Source organism: Streptomyces sp. NPDC002004, assembly GCF_053593975.1.
The window spans coordinates 251009-268946 of sequence record NZ_JBSFDP010000006.1 but is presented as its reverse complement, the minus strand read 5'-3'; the positions used below and the strand labels follow the sequence as shown (position 1 = coordinate 268946).

The 17938-nt window shown below is 70.1% G+C and carries 15 protein-coding genes and 1 riboswitch; of the genes, 6 read left to right on the top strand and 9 right to left on the bottom strand.

The window, feature by feature from the left end; all coding sequences use genetic code 11:
- Nucleotides 1–10 precede the first annotated feature (10 nt).
- The 6 genes from ACWCP6_RS13295 to ACWCP6_RS13270 all read right to left on the bottom strand — a co-directional run bounded on the left by ACWCP6_RS13295 (nucleotide 11) and on the right by ACWCP6_RS13270 (nucleotide 7348).
- On the bottom strand, nucleotides 11–1018 hold the full coding sequence (locus tag ACWCP6_RS13295) for a ribonucleotide-diphosphate reductase subunit beta (protein ID WP_450932511.1): 1008 nt from the start codon (nucleotides 1016–1018) through the stop codon (nucleotides 11–13).
- Nucleotides 1019–1153: 135 nt separating this feature from the next.
- Nucleotides 1154–3532, bottom strand: coding sequence for a ribonucleoside-diphosphate reductase subunit alpha (locus ACWCP6_RS13290; RefSeq protein WP_450932510.1), 2379 nt, complete (start codon nucleotides 3530–3532; stop codon nucleotides 1154–1156).
- A 135-nt stretch (nucleotides 3533–3667) separates the two neighbouring features.
- Nucleotides 3668–3791: riboswitch (cobalamin riboswitch) on the bottom strand.
- Between the two features lie 136 nt (nucleotides 3792–3927).
- Entirely contained in the window at nucleotides 3928–4437 is a 510-nt protein-coding gene (locus tag ACWCP6_RS13285; RefSeq protein ID WP_450932509.1) for a GNAT family N-acetyltransferase, read from the bottom strand.
- 76 nt (nucleotides 4438–4513) lie between these two features.
- The gene (mctP, locus tag ACWCP6_RS13280) at nucleotides 4514–6133 is read right to left on the bottom strand and encodes a monocarboxylate uptake permease MctP (protein WP_450932508.1); all 1620 of its coding nucleotides are present in this window, start codon (nucleotides 6131–6133) and stop codon (nucleotides 4514–4516) included.
- Nucleotides 6130–6384 (bottom strand): DUF3311 domain-containing protein, encoded by a 255-nt coding sequence (locus ACWCP6_RS13275; protein WP_450932507.1) that lies wholly within the window; start codon nucleotides 6382–6384, stop codon nucleotides 6130–6132. Before ACWCP6_RS13275 ends, mctP begins: the two co-directional genes overlap by 4 nt.
- 175 nt (nucleotides 6385–6559) lie before the next feature.
- Entirely contained in the window at nucleotides 6560–7348 is a 789-nt protein-coding gene (locus ACWCP6_RS13270; RefSeq protein WP_450932579.1) for a GntR family transcriptional regulator, read from the bottom strand.
- Nucleotides 7349–7652: 304 nt separating this feature from the next.
- Between ACWCP6_RS13270 and ACWCP6_RS13265 the strand changes: the two genes are divergently transcribed.
- From ACWCP6_RS13265 to ACWCP6_RS13250, 4 genes are all read left to right on the top strand, one after another.
- Nucleotides 7653–8933 carry an extracellular solute-binding protein gene (locus ACWCP6_RS13265; protein ID WP_450932506.1) on the top strand — a complete coding sequence of 427 codons (1281 nt, stop codon included), beginning with the start codon at nucleotides 7653–7655 and terminating at the stop codon, nucleotides 8931–8933.
- A gap of 61 nt (nucleotides 8934–8994) precedes the next feature.
- Nucleotides 8995–9978: a carbohydrate ABC transporter permease gene (locus ACWCP6_RS13260; protein WP_450932505.1), complete on the top strand. Its 984-nt coding sequence runs from the start codon at nucleotides 8995–8997 to the stop codon at nucleotides 9976–9978.
- The gene (locus ACWCP6_RS13255; protein ID WP_450932504.1) at nucleotides 9975–10805 is read left to right on the top strand and encodes a carbohydrate ABC transporter permease; all 831 of its coding nucleotides are present in this window, start codon (nucleotides 9975–9977) and stop codon (nucleotides 10803–10805) included. Before ACWCP6_RS13260 ends, ACWCP6_RS13255 begins: the two co-directional genes overlap by 4 nt.
- Nucleotides 10806–10814: 9 nt before the next feature.
- Complete coding sequence (locus ACWCP6_RS13250; RefSeq protein ID WP_450932503.1) at nucleotides 10815–12332, top strand: glycoside hydrolase family 3 protein; 1518 nt, start codon at nucleotides 10815–10817, stop codon at nucleotides 12330–12332.
- Between the two features lie 90 nt (nucleotides 12333–12422).
- On the opposite strand, the gene nagB is transcribed toward ACWCP6_RS13250, so the two are convergent.
- The gene (gene nagB / locus ACWCP6_RS13245; RefSeq protein ID WP_450932502.1) at nucleotides 12423–13208 is read right to left on the bottom strand and encodes a glucosamine-6-phosphate deaminase; all 786 of its coding nucleotides are present in this window, start codon (nucleotides 13206–13208) and stop codon (nucleotides 12423–12425) included.
- Between the two features lie 808 nt (nucleotides 13209–14016).
- On the opposite strand from nagB, the gene ACWCP6_RS13240 reads away from it, so the two are divergent.
- Nucleotides 14017–15510, top strand: coding sequence for a sensor histidine kinase (locus tag ACWCP6_RS13240; protein WP_450932501.1), 1494 nt, complete (start codon nucleotides 14017–14019; stop codon nucleotides 15508–15510).
- 213 nt (nucleotides 15511–15723) lie between these two features.
- On the opposite strand, the gene ACWCP6_RS13235 is transcribed toward ACWCP6_RS13240, so the two are convergent.
- Together ACWCP6_RS13235 and ACWCP6_RS13230 are read right to left on the bottom strand one after the other, a co-directional pair.
- On the bottom strand, nucleotides 15724–15981 hold the full coding sequence (locus ACWCP6_RS13235) for a WhiB family transcriptional regulator (protein ID WP_003992873.1): 258 nt from the start codon (nucleotides 15979–15981) through the stop codon (nucleotides 15724–15726).
- Between the two features lie 317 nt (nucleotides 15982–16298).
- Nucleotides 16299–17267, bottom strand: a complete 969-nt coding sequence (locus tag ACWCP6_RS13230; RefSeq protein WP_450932500.1) for a diacylglycerol/lipid kinase family protein — start codon at nucleotides 17265–17267, stop codon at nucleotides 16299–16301.
- Nucleotides 17268–17419: 152 nt separating this feature from the next.
- On the opposite strand from ACWCP6_RS13230, the gene ACWCP6_RS13225 reads away from it, so the two are divergent.
- Entirely contained in the window at nucleotides 17420–17875 is a 456-nt protein-coding gene (locus ACWCP6_RS13225) for a hypothetical protein (RefSeq protein WP_450932499.1), read from the top strand.
- Nucleotides 17876–17938 lie beyond the last annotated feature (63 nt).

Below are 17938 nucleotides of genomic sequence, written 5' to 3'. Positions count from 1 at the left end.
CACACAGGTATCAGAACTCGTCGTCGAACGACACCGAGCCCTCGACGGCGACCTGGTACGCCGACGGGCGGCGCTCGAAGAAGTTGGTCAGCTCCTGCACACCCTGCAGCTCCATGAAGGAGAACGGGTTCTCCGAGCCGTACACCGGGGCGAACCCGAGGCGCTGGAGCCGCTGGTCGGCCACGCACTCCAGGTACTGCCGCATCGACTCCGTGTTCATCCCCGGCAGACCGTCGCCGCACAGGTCACGCGCGAACTGCAGCTCCGCCTCGACGGCCTCCCTCAGCATGTCCGTGACCTGCTGCTGGAGCTGGTCGTCGAAGAGCTCCGGCTCCTCCTTGCGGACGGTGTCCACCACCTCGAACGCGAAGCTCATGTGCATGGTCTCGTCACGGAACACCCAGTTGGTGCCGGTGGCCAGGCCGTGCAGCAGACCGCGCGAGCGGAACCAGTAGACGTAGGCGAAGGCCCCGTAGAAGAACAGGCCCTCGATGCACGCCGCGAAGCAGATCAGGTTCAGCAGGAAGCGCCGGCGGTCGGCCTGCGACTCGAGGCGGTCGATCTTCTCCACCGAGTCCATCCACTTGAAGCAGAACTCTGCCTTCTCGCGGATGGAGGGGATGTTCTCGACGGCCGCGAAGGCCGCCGCCCGGTCCTCCGGGTCGGGGAGGTAGGTGTCGAGCAGCGTCAGATAGAACTGGACGTGCACGGCCTCCTCGAACAGCTGGCGGCTCAGGTACAGCCGCGCCTCGGGGGAGTTGATGTGCTTGTACAGCGTCAGCACCAGGTTGTTCGCGACGATCGAGTCGCCCGTCGCGAAGAACGCGACCAGACGGCCGATGAGGTGCTGCTCCGCGGGCGTCAGCTTCGCGAGGTCCGCGACGTCCGAGTGGAGGTCGACCTCCTCGACGGTCCACGTGTTCTTGATGGCGTCCCGGTAGCGCTCGTAGAAGTCCGGGTAGCGCATGGGACGCAGGGTGAGCTCGAAGCCCGGGTCGAGCAGATTGGTGTTACGCATCGTTGCTGTCGGCGCGAGGCGCCGTCCTCCTGGGGTGGCGGTCGGGACTGGGATGGCCCTGCTCATGGGGTCCCCCCTGCTCGAGCGAAGTCGAGAGCTGGGGGGAGGAGCCGAGCGCTCGGGCAGGGGCGGGAGCTACTGGCAGGCCTCGCAGGACTCCGGGTTCTCGAGGGAGCAGGCGACCGCGTCCGCGTCGGGCGCCGCCTGGGCCGGGATGGGCGCCTGCGCCTGAGCCGCACGCGCGATCCGGGTCGCCGGGCGCGAGCGCAGGTAGTACGTCGTCTTCAGGCCCTGCTTCCAGGCGTATGCGTACATCGAGGAGAGCTTGCCGATCGTCGGCGTCTCCAGGAACAGGTTCAGGGACTGGGACTGGTCCAGGAACGGGGTGCGGGCCGCCGCCATGTCGATGAGCCCGCGCTGCGGGATCTCCCACGCCGTGCGGTACAGCTCGCGCACATCGGCCGGCACCCAGGTGAAGCCCTGCACCGAGCCGTTGGAGTCGCGCAGCGCCTCCCGGGTCTGCGCGTCCCACACGCCGAGCCGCTTCAGCTCCTGCACCAGGTACGAGTTGACCTGGAGGAACTCACCGGACAGCGTCTCGCGCTTGAACAGGTTCGACACCTGCGGCTCGATGCACTCGTAGACGCCCGCGATCGACGCGATGGTCGCGGTCGGCGCGATCGCCAGAAGCAGCGAGTTGCGCATGCCGGTCACGGCGATCCGCTTCCGCAGCGCCGCCCACCGCTCGGGCCAGGCGAGCTCCACGTCGTAGTGGTCCGGGTGCAGGACGCCCTGGGCCGTCCGGGTCTTCTCCCAGGCGGGCAGCGGGGCGTTGCGTTCGGCGAGGTCCGCGGACGCCTCGTACGCGGCGAGCATGATGCGCTCGGCGATCCGCGTGGACAGGGCCCGGGCCTCGGCGGAGTCGAAGGGCAGCCGCAGCTTGAAGAACACGTCCTGCAGGCCCATCGCACCGAGGCCCACCGGCCGCCACTTGGCGTTGGAGCGCCCCGCCTGCTCGGTCGGGTAGAAGTTGATGTCGACGACCCGGTCGAGGAAGGTCACCGCGGTACGGACGGTCTCGTCCAGCCGCTCCCAGTCGATGTCGCCGTCGCGCACGAACGCGCCGAGGTTCACCGAACCCAGGTTGCACACGGCCGTCTCGCCGTCGTCCGTGACCTCCAGGATCTCGGTGCACAGGTTCGAGGAGTGGACGGTGTGGCCGGGCAGGGCGGTCTGGTTGGCCGTGCGGTTGGCGGCGTCCTTGAACGTCATCCAGCCGTTGCCGGTCTGCGCGAGGGTGCGCATCATGCGGCCGTACAGGTCCCGGGCGGGGATCGTCTTCTTCGCCAGGCCCGCCGCTTCGGCCTTGCGGTACGCGGCGTCGAACTCGTCGCCCCACAGGTCGACCAGCTCGGGCACGTCGGCCGGCGAGAACAGCGACCAGTCCTGGTCGGCCGCCACCCGGCGCATGAACTCGTCGGGGATCCAGTGCGCGAGGTTGAGGTTGTGCGTACGACGGGCGTCCTCGCCCGTGTTGTCGCGCAGCTCCAGGAACTCCTCGATGTCGGAGTGCCAGGTCTCCAGGTAGACCGCGGCGGCGCCCTTGCGGCGTCCGCCCTGGTTCACGGCGGCGACCGAGGCGTCGAGGGTCTTCAGGAACGGCACGATGCCGTTGGAGTGTCCGTTCGTGCCGCGGATGAGGGAGCCGCGGGAACGGATGCGCGAGTACGACAGGCCGATGCCGCCGGCGTGCTTCGACAGCCGCGCCACCTGGTGGTAGCGGTCGTAGATGGAGTCCAGCTCGTCCAGCGGCGAGTCCAGCAGATAGCAGGACGACATCTGCGGGTGGCGCGTACCGGAGTTGAAGAGCGTGGGCGAGGAGGGGAGGTAGTCCAGACGGCTCATCAGGCCGTACAGGGCGGCGACCTCGTCCACCGAACGGGTGCTGTCGTCCTCGGCGAGCCCGGCCGCCACGCGCAGCATGAAGTGCTGCGGCGTCTCGACGACGCGCCGTGTGATGGGGTGCCGCAGCAGGTAACGGCTGTGCAGGGTGCGCAGGCCGAAGTAGCCGAAGCGGTCGTCCCCCGCGGTGTCCACGAGCGCGTCCAGGCGCGCCGCGTGCATCGTGACGAAGTCGGCGGTGCGGTCCGCGATCAGGCCCTCGCGGTGGCCGACGGCGACCGAGTCGGAGAACGAACGCACGCCCTGCGAGGCCGCCTCGGCGGCGATGCTGATGGTCAGCAGCCGGGCCGCGAGCCGCGAGTAAGCCGGGTCCTCGGAGATGAGCCCCGCGGCCGCCTCGGTCGCCAGCTCGCGCAGCTCCGTCTCGTCGGCGGCGGCGGAACGGCCGCGCAGCGCGGCGGCGGCCACCCGGCCGGGGTCGGCGTCGGGGAGGTCGGCGGTGAGGTCGGTCAGGGTCCGCAGCAGCGCGGTCCCGGGTCCGTCGGCCTGGGGCTGGACGGCTTCCGCCTGGGCATGACTCGCTGAAGCCGGATCGGCAGGCGCGATGGTCACGTGAGCTCTCCCTCGCTGGGCTCATGGGCCTCGGGAGGGCAGCGGGGCACACCGGCGCACACGCGGGAGCGGTACGGGCACGCGTCCACCGGCCCACTCCACGGAGCCCGGACGTCAACGGCACCCGGAACGGACGGACCGGGTGCGCCGTCGGCAGGTCCTCGGACTGCACGGACACGCGCGTGCGCGCCCGCTCACCGTTGCGGGACAGTTCCGGATTGGCACCGGATTCCCCTGCAGCGACAGCGAGCAAGAGCATACATCTTGTGCCGGGTTGCCAGAGCACCCCTACATGTTGTGTCGTGAGGGTGGCTCTGGGTATGGGGGTGCCCCCTGCTCGAGCGCAGCCGGGAGCTTGGGGGAGGAGCCGAAAGCTCCCGGGAGTGTTCGCGCCGCTACAGCGCCAACTCGTAGACGAGCAGGTCGATGTCGTCGATGTGCGGGATCGGGTTCCAGTCGCGCTCCGGGGCGCGGGTGAAGCCGAGGCGTTCGTAGAGCCGGTGGGCCGCGTGCATGGCGCGCTGCGTGGAGAGCACCACGCGGGTGCGGCCGGCCGCCCGGGCCCGGTCCACGCACGCGCGCACCAGCGCCTCTCCGGCGCCCGCACCGCGGGCCTCCCGCGCCACCGCGAGCATCCGGATCTCGCTCTCGCCCTCGCGCGCCAGATCGGCCATCGGACTTGCCGGCGACGGGACGAAGGTCACCCCGCCCAGGACCCGGCCGAGGCCGTCCACGGCGGCCAGCACCTCGGCGTGCTCGGCCCGCCCCGCGACATCGCGCAGGTTCACCAGGTACCCGTCGCTCTCCCCGAAGGAGAGCAGCCCGTCGCCGAGGTAGGCCTGCGCGGTGATCTCGCCGAGTGCGGCGAACTCCTCTGCTTCCGCTTGTCTGATGACGATGTCCATGCGGGCAGTGTGCACGACGGACAGGGCAGCGGGCCGCCGGAAGTCCGGCGGCCCGCTGCCCTGGACGGGGTGGAGGTCAGTGGCCCGCGGCGGCCGGCATCTCCTGCTGTACGCCCGCGTCGCCCGCGTCCGCCGTGTAGTCGTCGGGGGACGTCTCGTCGACGCCCTCAGGGGCCTTCACGGCCTTCAGGACGAGGGTGAGGACGACGGCCACCGCGACGTTCAGCACGAAGGCCGTGAGACCGATGTAGCCGATCTCGCCGATGCCCGGGATCTCCTTCGCGCTGCCGCCGAAGTGCTTCTGCGTCGGCGAGGCGACGCCGTACGCGGCGAACGTCCCGTACACCATGCCGACCGCCCAGCCGGCGAGCAGCGCCCAGCGGTGGAACCACCGCGTGAACAGGCCGCCGACCAGCGCCGGGAAGGTCTGCAGGATCCAGATGCCGCCCAGCAGCTGGAAGTTGATGGCCACGGTCTTGTCCATGGTCAGGACGAAGACCAGCGCACCCACCTTCACCAGCAGCGACACGAGCTTGGAGACCTTGGTCTCCTGTTCCGCCGTCGCGTCCGGCTTGATGAAGTCCTTGTAGATGTTGCGCGTGAACAGGTTCGCCGCTGCGATGGACATGATGGCCGCGGGGACCAGTGCGCCGATGCCGATCGCGGCGAAGGCGACGCCCGCGAACCAGTCGGGGAACATGTCCTCGAACAGCTGCGGGATGGCGAGCTGGCCGTTGGTGACCTTGACGCCCGCCGCGATCGCCATGAAGCCGAGCAGCGCGAGCAGGCCCAGCATGAGCGAGTACAGCGGCAGGATCGTGGTGTTGCGGCGGATCACCTCACGGCTGCGCGAGGACAGCGTCGCCGTGATCGAGTGCGGGTACATGAACAGCGCCAGCGCCGAACCCAGGGCGAGCGTCGCGTACGTCCACTGCCCGGCCTCGGGCGGCGCGAGCGCCCCGCGCGGCTTGCCGGTCGCGGGGTTGGTCTGGGCGAAGGCGTGACCGGCCTTGGCGAAGATGTCGTCGAAGCCGCCCAGCTTGATCGGGATGTAGATGATCGCGACGGCGATGACGATGTAGATCAGGGTGTCCTTGACGAACGCGATGAGCGCGGGAGCGCGGAGTCCGGACGAGTAGGTGTACGCGGCCAGCACGCCGAAGGCGATGAGCAGCGGCAGGTCCTTGACGAGCCAGAAGGTGCTGTCGCCGCCGCCGACGCCCATCACGTCCAGCACGGCCTGGATGCCGACGAGCTGGAGCGCGATGTAGGGCATCGTGGCGAGGATGCCGGTGACCGCGACGGCGAGGGACAGTCCCTTGGAGCCGAAGCGCCCGCGGACGAAGTCCGAGGTCGTCACATAACCGTGCCGGTGCGAGACCGACCACAGGCGCGGCAGGAACGTGAAGATGAGCGGGTAGACGAGGATCGTGTACGGCACGGCGAAGAAGCCGGCCGCGCCCGCCGCGTAGACGGCCGCAGGGACGGCGACGAAGGTGTACGCCGTGTACAGGTCGCCGCCGAGCAGGAACCAGGTGATCCAGGTCCCGAACGACCGCCCGCCCAGGCCCCATTCGTCCAGGCTCGCGGCGCTGTCGGCCCTGCGCCAGCGCGCGGCGAGGAATCCCATGACCGTGACGGCCAGGAAGAAGAACACGAAGACGCCGAGTGCGACGCCGTTCACACCGTCCTTCACTTCTCGGCACCTCCCTTGCGGGCGCGCTGGTCACGCCGCCACAGCTGGTACGCGAGCACGGTCAGTCCGGTGGAGATGATCACCCACAGCATCTGGTACCAGTAGAAGAACGGGATCCCGATGAGGGCGGGGTCCGTCTTCGCGTAGGAGCCGACCCAGAGCATCGCCACGAACGGGGCGGCGAGGCAGAGTGCGATGATCACGCGCACCGGCGTGACCAGGGGTCTTCCGACTTCAGGCGTATCCGACATACAGCGGCTCCGTCCCCTTGCATCGCTTATTTTTCTTTAACGCGCGAGAAATGTAGGGGACGGGTTCCGCGGTAGGGAACCCCTGTCCGGATACCGGATGTGGTGTACGAAGCCCCGGGCCCCGCGAGCCTCTTGGCCGCTTCGGCCCGCTCCGCCCGGCCGGAGCGCCTCCCTTCTACTCGGCCGGACGCTTCAGCCGCGCGACGAACTTGTACCGGTCGCCGCGGTACACCGACCGCACCCACTCCACCGGCCGGCCCTCGCCGTCCAGGGAGTGGCGCGACAGCATCAGCATCGGCAGGCCCACGTCGGTGCCGAGCAGACCGGCCTCGCGCGGGGTGGCCAGCGATGTCTCGATGGTCTCCTCGGCCTCGGCGAGACGGACCCCGTACACCTCGGCCAGGGCCGTGTACAGCGAGGTGTACTTGACCAGGGAGCGGCGCAGCGCGGGAAAGCGCTTCGCGGACAGATGCGTCGTCTCGATCGCCATCGGCTCCCCGCTGGCGAGCCGCAGCCGCTCGATGCGCAGCACGCGTCCGCCCGTGGCGATGTCGAGCAGTTCGGCGAGCGTGTCGTCGGCGGTGATGTAGCCGATGTCGAGCAGCTGCGAGGTGGGTTCCAGACCCTGGGCGCGCATGTCCTCGGTGTACGAGGTGAGTTGCAGCGCCTGCGACACCTTGGGCTTGGCGACGAAGGTGCCCTTGCCCTGGATGCGCTCCAGGCGGCCCTCCACGACCAGCTCCTGGAGGGCCTGGCGGACCGTGGTGCGCGAGGTGTCGAACTCGGCGGCGAGGGTGCGCTCGGGCGGCACGGGAGTGCCGGGCGGCAGGGTCTCGGTCATGTCGAGCAAGTGCCGCTTGAGGCGGTAGTACTTGGGCACGCGCGCGGTGCGGCCGGCTCCCGCCGTCTCCGCCGTAGCGGTCGTGCCCCCCTCGGTCGCCCCACTGCCCGCCTCGGTGCCCATCGTCCGCCTTCCCGGCTCCTGCGCTGCTGCCGTCACCGGCACCTCCGTCTGTTGCGGCTCACATCGTGGCACGGCACCGCCCCGGGGGGCCGTGCTCCCTCAGGTGTCGGTCCGATAACGGACGTGACAGCCCTTCTTATACACCCTTGACACCCCTAAAGGTCTAGGCCAAGCTCCAGCTACTGGTCTACACCATTAGAGACCAGATCCCAGTCCCACGGGCAGTACTCCGGCTTCCGAGCGCAGTACTCCGCCGCTTCATGGCTGTGGGTGGGGGGTTGCTGGCATCCCTGAGGAGGGTGACGTGAAGCGCAAGCTCGTCGCGGCCGTCGGTGTCGCGGGCATGTTGGTCTCGATCGCTGCGTGCGGGGGCGGCGACGACGGCGACAAGGGCGGGAAGGCCGGCGCCGACGGCTTCAAGGGGCAGACCCTGACCGTGTGGGCCATGGACGGCTCCACGCCTCCCCAGTGGACCAAGGACCTGACGGCCGCCTTCGAGAAGAAGACCGGCGCGAAGCTCACGTTCGAGACCCAGAAGTGGGACGGCATCCAGCAGAAGATCACCACGGCCCTGTCCGAGTCGGCCCCTCCGGACGTCATCGAGGTCGGCAACACCCAGACCCCGGCCTACGCCGCCACCGGCGGCCTCGCCGACCTGGGCGACCTGAAGAGCGAGATCGGCGCCGACTGGACGCCCTCGCTCAACCGGTCCTCCGTCTACCAGGGCAAGCAGTACGCCGCCCCCTGGTACTTCGCCAACCGGGTCGTCGTCTACAACAAGAAGATCTGGGCCGAGGCCGGCATCAAGGACGTCCCGAAGACACGCGACGAGTTCCTCGGGGACCTGGCGGCCATCGGCAGGAAGACCAAGGCCGAGCCGATCTACCTGCCCGGCCAGAACTGGTACTTCTTCGACGGCCTGACCATCGGTCAGGGCGCCGACCTGGTCAGGAAGGAGGGCGACACGTACGTCTCCAACCTCGGCGACCCGAAGGTCGCCCGGGCCATGGAGATCTACAAGAAGTTCCAGTCGTACTCCAAGGCCCCCAAGGACAAGGACGAGGCGACCCCGCAGCAGGCCGAGGTGTTCGCCAAGGGGAACGTCGGCGCGTTCATCGGCATGGGCTGGGAGGCCGGCACGGCCATCGCCGCCAACAAGAAGATCGAGAAGGAGATCGGCTACTTCACCATCCCCGGTGAGAGCGCCGGCAAGCCCGAGGGTGTCTTCCTCGGCGGCTCCAACTTCGCCGTCGCCGCGGGCAGCAAGAAGCAGGAGCTGGCCAAGGAGTTCCTGAAGCTCGCCCTCTCGGACCGGTTCGAGGGCCGGCTGGCCAAGGAGAACGGCGTCATCCCGAACAAGCAGTCCCTCCAGTCCAACCTGAAGGGCAACGGCGCCGCCGAGGCCGCCGCTCCCGCCGCCGCGGGCGGTGGCACCACCCCGCTGATCCCCGAGTGGGCCGCGGTCGAGAACACGCCGAACCCGATCAAGAACTACATGACCGCCGTCCTCAACGGCAAGACGCCCGCCGCTGCCGCCAAGCAGGTCGAGGGCGAGATCGACAAGCGCCTCTCCCAGAAGAACTGACGGTCCCCAGCCGGGGGGGACGGCCTCCGCCGTCCCCCCCGCCCCACAGGAGATGGCGAGCATGTCAGTGCAGACCGAACGCAGGCTTCCCGCCCGGAGACCGGGTGGTGCACCGCCCGTGAAGACGAGTGACGACGTCGCGTCGCCGCGGAGGAGAGGCGGCGCCCCGGCCCCGTACCTCCTGCTGCTGCCCGCGCTGCTCGCCACCGCCGTGCTGCTGGGCTGGCCGCTGGTCAAGAACGGGATGCTGTCGTTCCAGAACCTCAACCCGCGGCAGCTGATCCTCCACCTCACCGAGTGGAACGGCGTCGACAACTACCGGGAGGTCCTCACCGGGAGCGACTTCTGGAAGGTCGTCGGCCGGACGATCGCCTTCACCACGGCCAACGTCGTCCTCATCATGGCCCTCGGCACCCTGACGGGACTCCTGCTGGCCCGGCTGGGCCGGCGCATGCGGCTGCTGCTGATGCTCGGTCTCGTGCTGGCCTGGGCGACGCCCGTCATCGCGGCCACCACCGTCTACCAGTGGCTGTTCGCGCAGCGCTTCGGCGTCGTCAACTGGGTCCTCGACAAGCTCGGCGGGCACTCCATGGCCGACTACAACTGGCTCGGCACCCAGCTGTCCACCTTCTCGGTGGTCACCCTGCTGATCGTCTGGCAGTCGGTCCCGTTCGTGGCGATCAACCTGTACGCGGCGACGACGACGATCCCCCGCGAGCTGTACGAGGCCGCGTCCCTCGACGGCGCCGGCACCTGGAAGAGCTTCACCTCGGTGACCTTCCCCTTCCTGCGGCCGTTCCTGTGGGCCACGACCTTCCTGGAGGTCATCTGGGTGTTCAAGGCGTTCCCGCAGATCTTCGCGATGAACGCCGGCGGCCCGGACCGGCTCACCGAGACGCTGCCCATCTACGCCTTCGTGGAGGGCATCGGCAACCAGCACTTCGGCATGGGGGCGGCGATCTCGTTCCTGACGATCCTGATCCTGCTGGCCCTCACCGCGTACTACCTGCGCACCGTGCTCAAGCAGGAGGAGGACGAGCTGTGAACCGCTCCCTGTTCGCCAGGTTCTGGCCCAACGCCACGGCGGCGGTGCTCTTCGTGGGGTTCGTCTTCCCCGTCTACTGGATGTTCGCGACGGCCCTCAAGCCGACCGGCGACATCATCGCCGAGAACCCCGTGTGGATCCCGACCGACGTGACGCTCGGTCACTTCGAGAAGGCCGTCCGGGCCGACCACTTCTGGACGCTGGTCGGCAACTCCGTCACCGTCACCGTCCTGTCCGTGGTGTTCGCGCTCGTGATCGCGCTCCTCGCGTCCTTCGCGCTCGCACGGATGCGGTTCAGGGGGCGCCGCGGTTTCGTCGTCACCTTCATGATCGCCCAGATGGCCCCCTGGGAGGTCATGGTCATCGCGATCTACATGCTGGTCCGCGACGCGGACATGCTGAACAGCCTGGTGCCGCTCACCCTCTTCTACATGATCATGGTGCTGCCGTTCACCGTCCTCACGCTGCGCGGCTACGTCGCCGCGGTGCCCAAGGAGCTGGAGGAGTCCGCCATGGTCGACGGCTGCACCCGCATCCAGGCCTTCATCAAGGTGATCTTCCCGCTGCTCGCGCCGGGCCTCATGGCCACCTCGCTCTTCGGGTTCATCACCGCCTGGAACGAGTTCCCGCTGGTCCTCGTCCTCAACAAGGACATCGGCGCGCAGACGCTGCCGCTGTGGCTGACCAGCTTCCAGACCACCTTCGGCGACGACTGGGGTGCCACCATGGCAGCGGCCTCCCTCTTCGCCGTACCGATCCTGATCCTCTTCGTCTTCCTGCAGCGCAAGGCCGTCGGCGGCCTCACCGCAGGCGCCGTGAAGGGATAACGCCATCCGATGACGACACTCGCCCGCGGTACCGAGACGATCACCCGCGACGCGCTCACCGTCCTCCAGCCCGGCTTCACCGGCACGAGCGCCCCCGACTGGCTGCTGCGCCGCATCGGCGAGGGCCTGGCCTCGGTCGGCCTGTTCGGCCGCAACATCGCATCGCCGCGGCAGCTCGCCCTGCTCACGGCCCAGTTGCGGGCCGAGCGCGACGACGTGCTCGTGGCCATCGACGAGGAGGGCGGCGACGTCACCCGTCTGGAGGTACGCACCGGCTCCTCGTTCCCCGGCAACCACGCACTGGGCGCGGTGGACGACGTGGAGCTCACCCGCGAGGTGGCACGGGAGCTGGGCCGCCGCCTCGCCGCCTGCGGCGTCAACCTCAACTGGGCGCCGTCCGCGGACATCAACTCCAACCCGGACAACCCCGTCATCGGCGTACGGTCCTTCGGCGCCGACACCGGCCTGGTGGCCCGGCACACGGCGGCGTACGTCTCCGGGCTGCAGTCCGCGGGAGTCGCCGCCTGCACCAAGCACTTCCCCGGCCACGGCGACACGGCGGTCGACTCGCACCATGCGCTCCCGCGCATCGACGCCGGCCTGGACACCCTGCTCGCCCGTGAACTCGCCCCGTTCCGAGCCGCCGTGGCCGCCGGTACGCGCGCGGTGATGAGCGCCCACATCCTCGTACCCGCCCTGGACCCGGAGCGCCCCGCGACCCTCTCCCGCCGCATCCTGACCGGGCTGCTGCGCGAGGAGCTGGGCTTCGACGGGCTCATCGTCACCGACGGCATGGAGATGCAGGCGATCGCCGGAACCTACGGCATCGAACGCGGCAGCGTCCTCGCCATCGCGGCCGGTGCCGACGCGATCTGCGTGGGCGGCGGGCTCGCCGACGACGACACGGTGCTGCGACTGCGGGACGCCCTCGTCGCCGCGGTCCGGTCGGGCGACCTGTCCGAGGAACGGCTCGCCGAGGCGGCCGAGCGGGTCCGCAGGCTCGCGGCGCGGACGGCGGCGGAGGTGAAGGCGGCGGCCCCGGGCGCGGGGGTGCCGGGCGGGCCCACGGGGGGCGCGCCCGGCACCGGCATCGGGCTGCTCGCCGCCCGGCGCGCGCTCACCGTCACCCGAGCGGCGCAAGCCGCGCCTGTCACCGAGGCCCCGTACGTCGCCGCCTTCACACCGGTCGCCAACATCGCCGTGGGTGACGAGACTCCCTGGGGCGTGGCGGCCGAGCTCCAGCGGCTGCTCCCCGGCACCGGGACGGGCCGCTTCGCCGGCCCCACGGCGGGCGCGGACGCGCTGGCCGCGGCGGGGGAGCGGCGCATCGTGGCCGTCGTACGGGACGTCCACCGGCACCCGTGGATGGCCGCGGCCCTCGACACGCTGTTGGCCGCCCGCCCCGACACGGTGGTCGTCGAGATGGGCGTCCCCCAGGCCCCGCCCCGGGGCGCGCTGCACATCGCCACGCACGGCGCCGCGCGGGTGTGCGGGGTGGCCGCCGCGGAGGCGATCACGGCCCTCTAGAGCCGTCCTTCCACGGCCGACGGTCCCGATACGGGACAGTGCCCGGACCGCCCCCCGCAGGGGTGGTCCGGGCACGGTCGTCCGCCGGGGTCAGATCCCCTGCCAGGCGGGCTTCTCGGCGTAGGTGTGCCGGAAGTAGTCCGCCAGCTTCAGCTTGGAGGCTGCGGCCTCGTCCACGACGACCGTCGCATGCGGGTGCAGCTGGAGGGCCGACGCGGGACACACCGCCGCGACCGGCCCTTCCACGGTCGCCGCCACGGCGTCGGCCTTGCCCTCGCCCGTGGCGAGCAGCACGAGGTGCCGCGCCTCGAGTATCGTCCCGATGCCCTGGGTGATCACATGGTGCGGCACCTGGTCGATGTCGTCGTCGAAGAACCGCGCATTGTCGATACGGGTCTGCTCCGTCAGCGTCTTGATCCGGGTGCGCGAGGCGAGCGAGGAGCACGGCTCGTTGAAGCCGATGTGCCCGTCGGTGCCGATCCCGAGCAGCTGCAGGTCCACACCCCCGGCCTCGGCCAGCGCCCTGTCGTACGCGGCACAGGCGGCCGGAATGTCGTCGGCGGTGCCGTCGGGGCCCATGAACGCCTCCTCACCGATGCCGAGCGGCGAGAGCACCTGGCGGCGCAGCACCGAACGATAGGACTCCGGGTGGTCGGCCGGCAGTCCGACGTACTCGTCGAGCTGGGCGATCCGGGCCCGCGACGCGTCGACGGCGCCCGCGGCCACCTGTGCGGTGAGGGCCTCGTAGACGGGCAGCGGCGTCGAACCGGTGGCCACGCCGAGGACGGCGTCGGGCTTGCGCCGGAGCAGCTGGACCATGGCCTCGGCGATGAGTTCGCCGCCTGCCCGGGCGTCCTTGACGATGACAACTTCCACGCTGGGCCTGCCGATCTGATGAGGGGCGTATCAACTGATGACCGATGTGGTATAGACCAATCTAGCAGAGCGGGCACGCGCTGCGCGTCCGAACGGGCAACCCTGTGCGCAGGGGTGCCGGCCGGAGCGCGGGTGGCGCGAAGCCCCAGGTGGGACGGGCGTCGGCGGGTTTCGCGCCGCTGGCCGAAGGGCGCGTCGACCGGCCCTGGCCCTTGCGGAAATCGTCCCGCTCCGGCGGCCGGTCGGCGAGGCCGGCCATCGGAGCGGGGCCGTGAAGCTCACGTTCCGAGGGTGCCCGGGGGTGCTCCGGCGGTGCCGGGCGAGGTGACGAAGCCGCGTCGATCCGAATCGCCTCCTGCGCGAGGGGTACGGATGTTCGGCCATGGAGGAGTAGGGTGCCTCAAGCGCCATCGATGCTGCGGATTCTCGGAAACCGCACCCGGCCGCGCCGTGAAAGGGACGACGACAAACATCCCCCCGACTCATGGACAGGGGAGAATGGTCTAGTCCACAATGCAGTGGTAAAGCCTCCGTCCTCCCCGCACAGGAGGACGGACCGAGGAACCGGCGCTCTCTGCCCTGACTGCACCGGCTCCTCCCCTTCGGCCGACCGGGACCGCACACCCACCGGCCGATGCTGCTCCGGGCTGCGGTGCCGGGAGGGTTGAGGGTCCCTCCCAGGCGCCGCGGCCCGCGGGTGCTTCCGGGGTCCTGTGGATCGCGCGGGCCCGTACGGGTCCCGGTCCCTGCGGCGCCGACGGCTTCGGGACATGTCCGAAACCCCGGGTACGCTCACAACGTGCCCTCCATGAACGATCTCGTACGACAGCACACGGCCCTCTCGGACACCGACCTCGAGTGGCTGCATCTGCTCGTCTCGGAGTGGCAGCTGCTCTCCGACCTCTCCTTCGCCGACCTGGTCCTGTGGGTTCCCACCAGCGACGGCACCCGGTACGTCTCGGTCGCCCAGATGCGCCCCAACACCGGACCCACCTCCTACCAGGACGACATGGTCGGCCACCTCGTCCCGCGTGGGCGCCGGCCCATGCTGGACGCCGCCCTGGACGAGGGGCGCATCGTCCGCGAGGGCGACCCGGAGTGGCGCGAGGAGGTGCCGGTCCGGGTCGAGTCCATTCCGGTCCGCCGGGAGGGCCGCGTCCTCGGCGTGATCGCCCGCAACACCAATCTGCTCACCGTGCGGACGCCGTCCCGGCTGGAGCTCACCTACCTCCAGTCGGCCTCCGACCTGGCTCAGATGATTGCTGCCGGAACGTTTCCGTTCCCTGGCCAGCAGGTCGACATGGACGCCTCGCCGCGCGTCGGCGACGGCCTGCTCCGGCTGGACGCGGACGGTGTCGTGCAGTACGCCTCGCCGAACGCGCTCTCGGCGTACCACCGTCTCGGCCTCGCCGCCGACCTCGTCGGGCACCACCTGGGCCTGACCACGGCCGAACTCGCCCCGTCGCGCGGCCCGGTGGACGAGGCGCTGGCCAAGGTCGCCAGCGGCTGGGCGCCCCGCGAGTTCGAGGTCGAGGCCAATGACGGCGTGATCCAGCTCCGGGCGATTCCGCTCAAGCCCAAGGGGGTCCGCATCGGGTCGCTGGTCCTGCTGCGGGACGTCACCGAACTGCGCCGCCGCGAGCGGGAGTTGATCACCAAGGACGCGACCATCCGGGAGATCCACCACCGGGTGAAGAACAACCTGCAGACGGTCGCCGCGCTGCTGCGGCTGCAGGCCCGCCGGATGGACTCCGACAAGGGCCGGGAAGCGCTGGAGGAGGCGGTGCGCCGGGTCGGCTCCATTGCGATCGTGCACGAGACGCTCTCGCAGAACCTGGACGAGCGGGTGCAGTTCGACGAGATAGCCGACCGGGTCGTCGCGATGGTCGCGGAGATCTCGCCCGGCAAGGTCACCGGCCGTCGTACCGGACGCTTCGGCATCCTGGACGCGGAGGTCGCGACCCCGCTGTCGATGGCTCTGACGGAGGTGCTTCAGAACGCGCTGGAGCACGGCTTCCGGCAGGGCGACACGGGCACGGTCGAGGTCACCGCGGTCCGCAGCGGCCCGACGCCGGGCCGCCGCGAGTCCGGCGACAAGCCCGACGGCCGGCTCCTGGTCACCGTGCAGGACGATGGTGTCGGCCTACCGGAAGGCTTCGATCCGCATCGCGCGGGCAATCTCGGTCTGCAAATCGTTCGCACGCTCGTCGAGGGCGAGCTCGGCGGCAGCTTCGACATGGTTCCGGCGCCCGTACGGGGCACTCAGGTGATCCTCGACATCCCGGTTCGTCACGAAAAGTAACCATCGTGCGGGGGCGACCATGGAAGGTCGTCCCACGGAGCGCCGACGGACCCGGAAAGTGGTCCCCGAACGACAGTGAGCCCCCCGGAACCGAAGGTTCCGGGGGGCTCACGTCAAGCGCATCGGGGGTACTGCGCGCTGCGGCTCGGGGGCGGGAGATGCGTACGCGTCGTACGCGCCGCCGGGCTCAGGCTCGTATGGGGGCTATGGGTGTCAGGCGCTGGCCTGGCGGGCCCGGTTGCGGGCGGCGCGGCGCTTCATCGCGCGGCGCTCGTCCTCGCTGAGGCCACCCCAGACGCCGGAGTCCTGGCCGGACTCGAGCGCCCACTGCAGGCACTGCTCGATAACGGGGCAGCGACGGCAGACGGCCTTGGCTTCCTCGATCTGCAGCAGCGCAGGACCGGTGTTGCCGATGGGGAAGAACAGCTCGGGGTCTTCCTCGCGGCAAACGGCGTTGTGACGCCAGTCCATGGCTGCTACCTCTCTCGGTATGTCGTGCTTGGTGCTTGTGAATGTGAACGCTTTCACGAATCCCTCAACAAGTGAAGGGCCTACACCCAGTCACGCCGGGGTGGTCCTGTGGATTGAGGAGGGGTTCGGGCTCTCTGTGGGGCCGATGTTGCGGGCCGTCCCGAGCGCCACGTAGAGATTCGCAAACCTCGGCTGCGGATACAACCCCTTCCGGAAAGTTTTTTTTGATTCCTCGGTGTCGACTAGGTCACAGCCGTACTTCCATGGGGTGGATCCTGGCCTAAACGTTCGAGTAGAAGGACTTTGGGCCCTTCCACTCACACAATCACACGCAGTGCACGGCGAACGCCTGTGAACGTCACGCTCGTACGCAGCCCCAAGTGGTCGCCGTCCATCTGGAGCGGCAGCGGCGCCTTCGAATGCAAGGTGAACTCACTCAGATCGTGAAGCGCGGCGACGTGCTTGCCGCGGGGGCCGCGGTCGGGGGACGAAGCGAGCAACTGTGTCGCATACCGGGTCACCGCGGCGGTGGAGAGCTTGCGCAGGCCCAGCACGTCGAGGCCGGTGTCGAAGGAGGCCAGGGGGGACGCGTACACGGGGCGGTTGCCCAGGTAGGTCCAGGGAGAGGTGTTGCAGATTATCGACAGCACCAGATCGGTCACCGGCTCCTCGCCGGGCCGCTCCAGCGTGATCTGGCCATGCCGGCGGTGGGGCTCCTCCAGAAACTGGCGTACCACCTGGCGCACATAAAGGGCGTGCGTCGACCGCTTGCCGCGCTCGCGCTGCTGCTCGACCCGGCCGACGACGCCCGCGTCGAACCCGAGGCCGGCGCAGAAGGTGAACCAGCGCGCCGGCACCGCCTCGTCCTCCGTGCCCGGGGTGCCCGAGGCCCGGCCGAGGCCCACGGTGCGCTCGGTGCCCTCGCGCAGCGCGTCGAGCAGTGCGCCGGTCGCCTCGACCGCGTCGTTCGGCAGGCCCAGGGCGCGGGCGAACACGTTCGTGGAACCGCCGGGGACCACGGCGAGGCCGGGGAGACGGTCGGGGTCGGGGCCGTCGTGCAGCAGACCGTTCACGACCTCGTTGACCGTGCCGTCGCCGCCGAGTGCGACGACCAGGTCTATGTCGTCGCTCGCCGTGGCCTGCCGGGCGAGGTCCCGGGCGTGCCCGCGGTACTCGGTGGTGACCGCTTCGAGCTTCATCTCGCTCGCCAGCGCGTGGATCAGTACGTCGCGTGTGCGCGCACTCGTGGTGGTTGCTGCCGGATTGACCACGAGAAGTGCACGCATGCGATGCAGCGTACCTACTGGGTGGTACCCGGCCCAGACCGAGGTAGGAGTTCGGTAAGAGTCCGCTGATGGGGCCGGTGGAACCCCGTCGGGACGTGACGCTGCACCCCGGGGCCCCCGGTCGCCCGAGGGCCGACGGCTACCCTTCAGGGGTGACCTCTGCGCAGCACCCCACCTCCGACGCCCCGGACGCCACGACCGGGGGCGCCCGGCCCGGACGTCTCACCGCTGCCGCGGCGCTGGCCGCCCTGGAGGGGCTCGCGCTCGCCGCGGGCGGCGTCTACCTGCTCGTGATGGGACTCGTCGGCACGCCGGACAACCCCGAGCAGGCCGTGACCGGTGGCGTCACCCTGGTCGTCCTCGCCTGTCTGCCGCTTCTCGCCGCGCGGGGCCTGCTCAAGCTGCGCGGGTGGAGCCGGGGGCCCGCGATCATCACCCAGATCATGGCGCTGCCGGTCGCCTGGACCCTGCTCAGGGCCGACAGCATGCTGATCCCCGGCGGGATCGCGCTGGCCGTGGTGGCCGTGACGGCGCTCGTCCTGCTCGTCAACCCGGCGACCACCCGGGCCCTCGGGATCCGGGGGCCGGGCTCGTCGCAGGAGTCGTGAGGCGGGAGCCGCAGGGCTCGCAGCCTTGGGAGCCGTGAGGAACGCCGTCGAGGGAACCGGACG

Bases quoted from the DNA above. Each gene is read 5' to 3' on its own strand.
- ACWCP6_RS13295 (WP_450932511.1), bottom strand. From the start codon at position 1,018: ATGCGTAACACCAATCTGCTCGACCCGGGCTTCGAGCTCACCCTGCGT.
- ACWCP6_RS13285 (WP_450932509.1), bottom strand. From the start codon at position 4,437: ATGGACATCGTCATCAGACAAGCGGAAGCAGAGGAGTTCGCCGCACTC.
- ACWCP6_RS13275 (WP_450932507.1), bottom strand. From the start codon at position 6,384: ATGTCGGATACGCCTGAAGTCGGAAGACCCCTGGTCACGCCGGTGCGC.
- ACWCP6_RS13270 (WP_450932579.1), bottom strand. From the start codon at position 7,348: ATGGGCACCGAGGCGGGCAGTGGGGCGACCGAGGGGGGCACGACCGCT.
- ACWCP6_RS13260 (WP_450932505.1), top strand. From the start codon at position 8,995: ATGTCAGTGCAGACCGAACGCAGGCTTCCCGCCCGGAGACCGGGTGGT.
- ACWCP6_RS13250 (WP_450932503.1), top strand. From the start codon at position 10,815: ATGACGACACTCGCCCGCGGTACCGAGACGATCACCCGCGACGCGCTC.
- ACWCP6_RS13240 (WP_450932501.1), top strand. From the start codon at position 14,017: ATGAACGATCTCGTACGACAGCACACGGCCCTCTCGGACACCGACCTC.
- ACWCP6_RS13235 (WP_003992873.1), bottom strand. From the start codon at position 15,981: ATGGACTGGCGTCACAACGCCGTTTGCCGCGAGGAAGACCCCGAGCTG.
- ACWCP6_RS13230 (WP_450932500.1), bottom strand. From the start codon at position 17,267: ATGCGTGCACTTCTCGTGGTCAATCCGGCAGCAACCACCACGAGTGCG.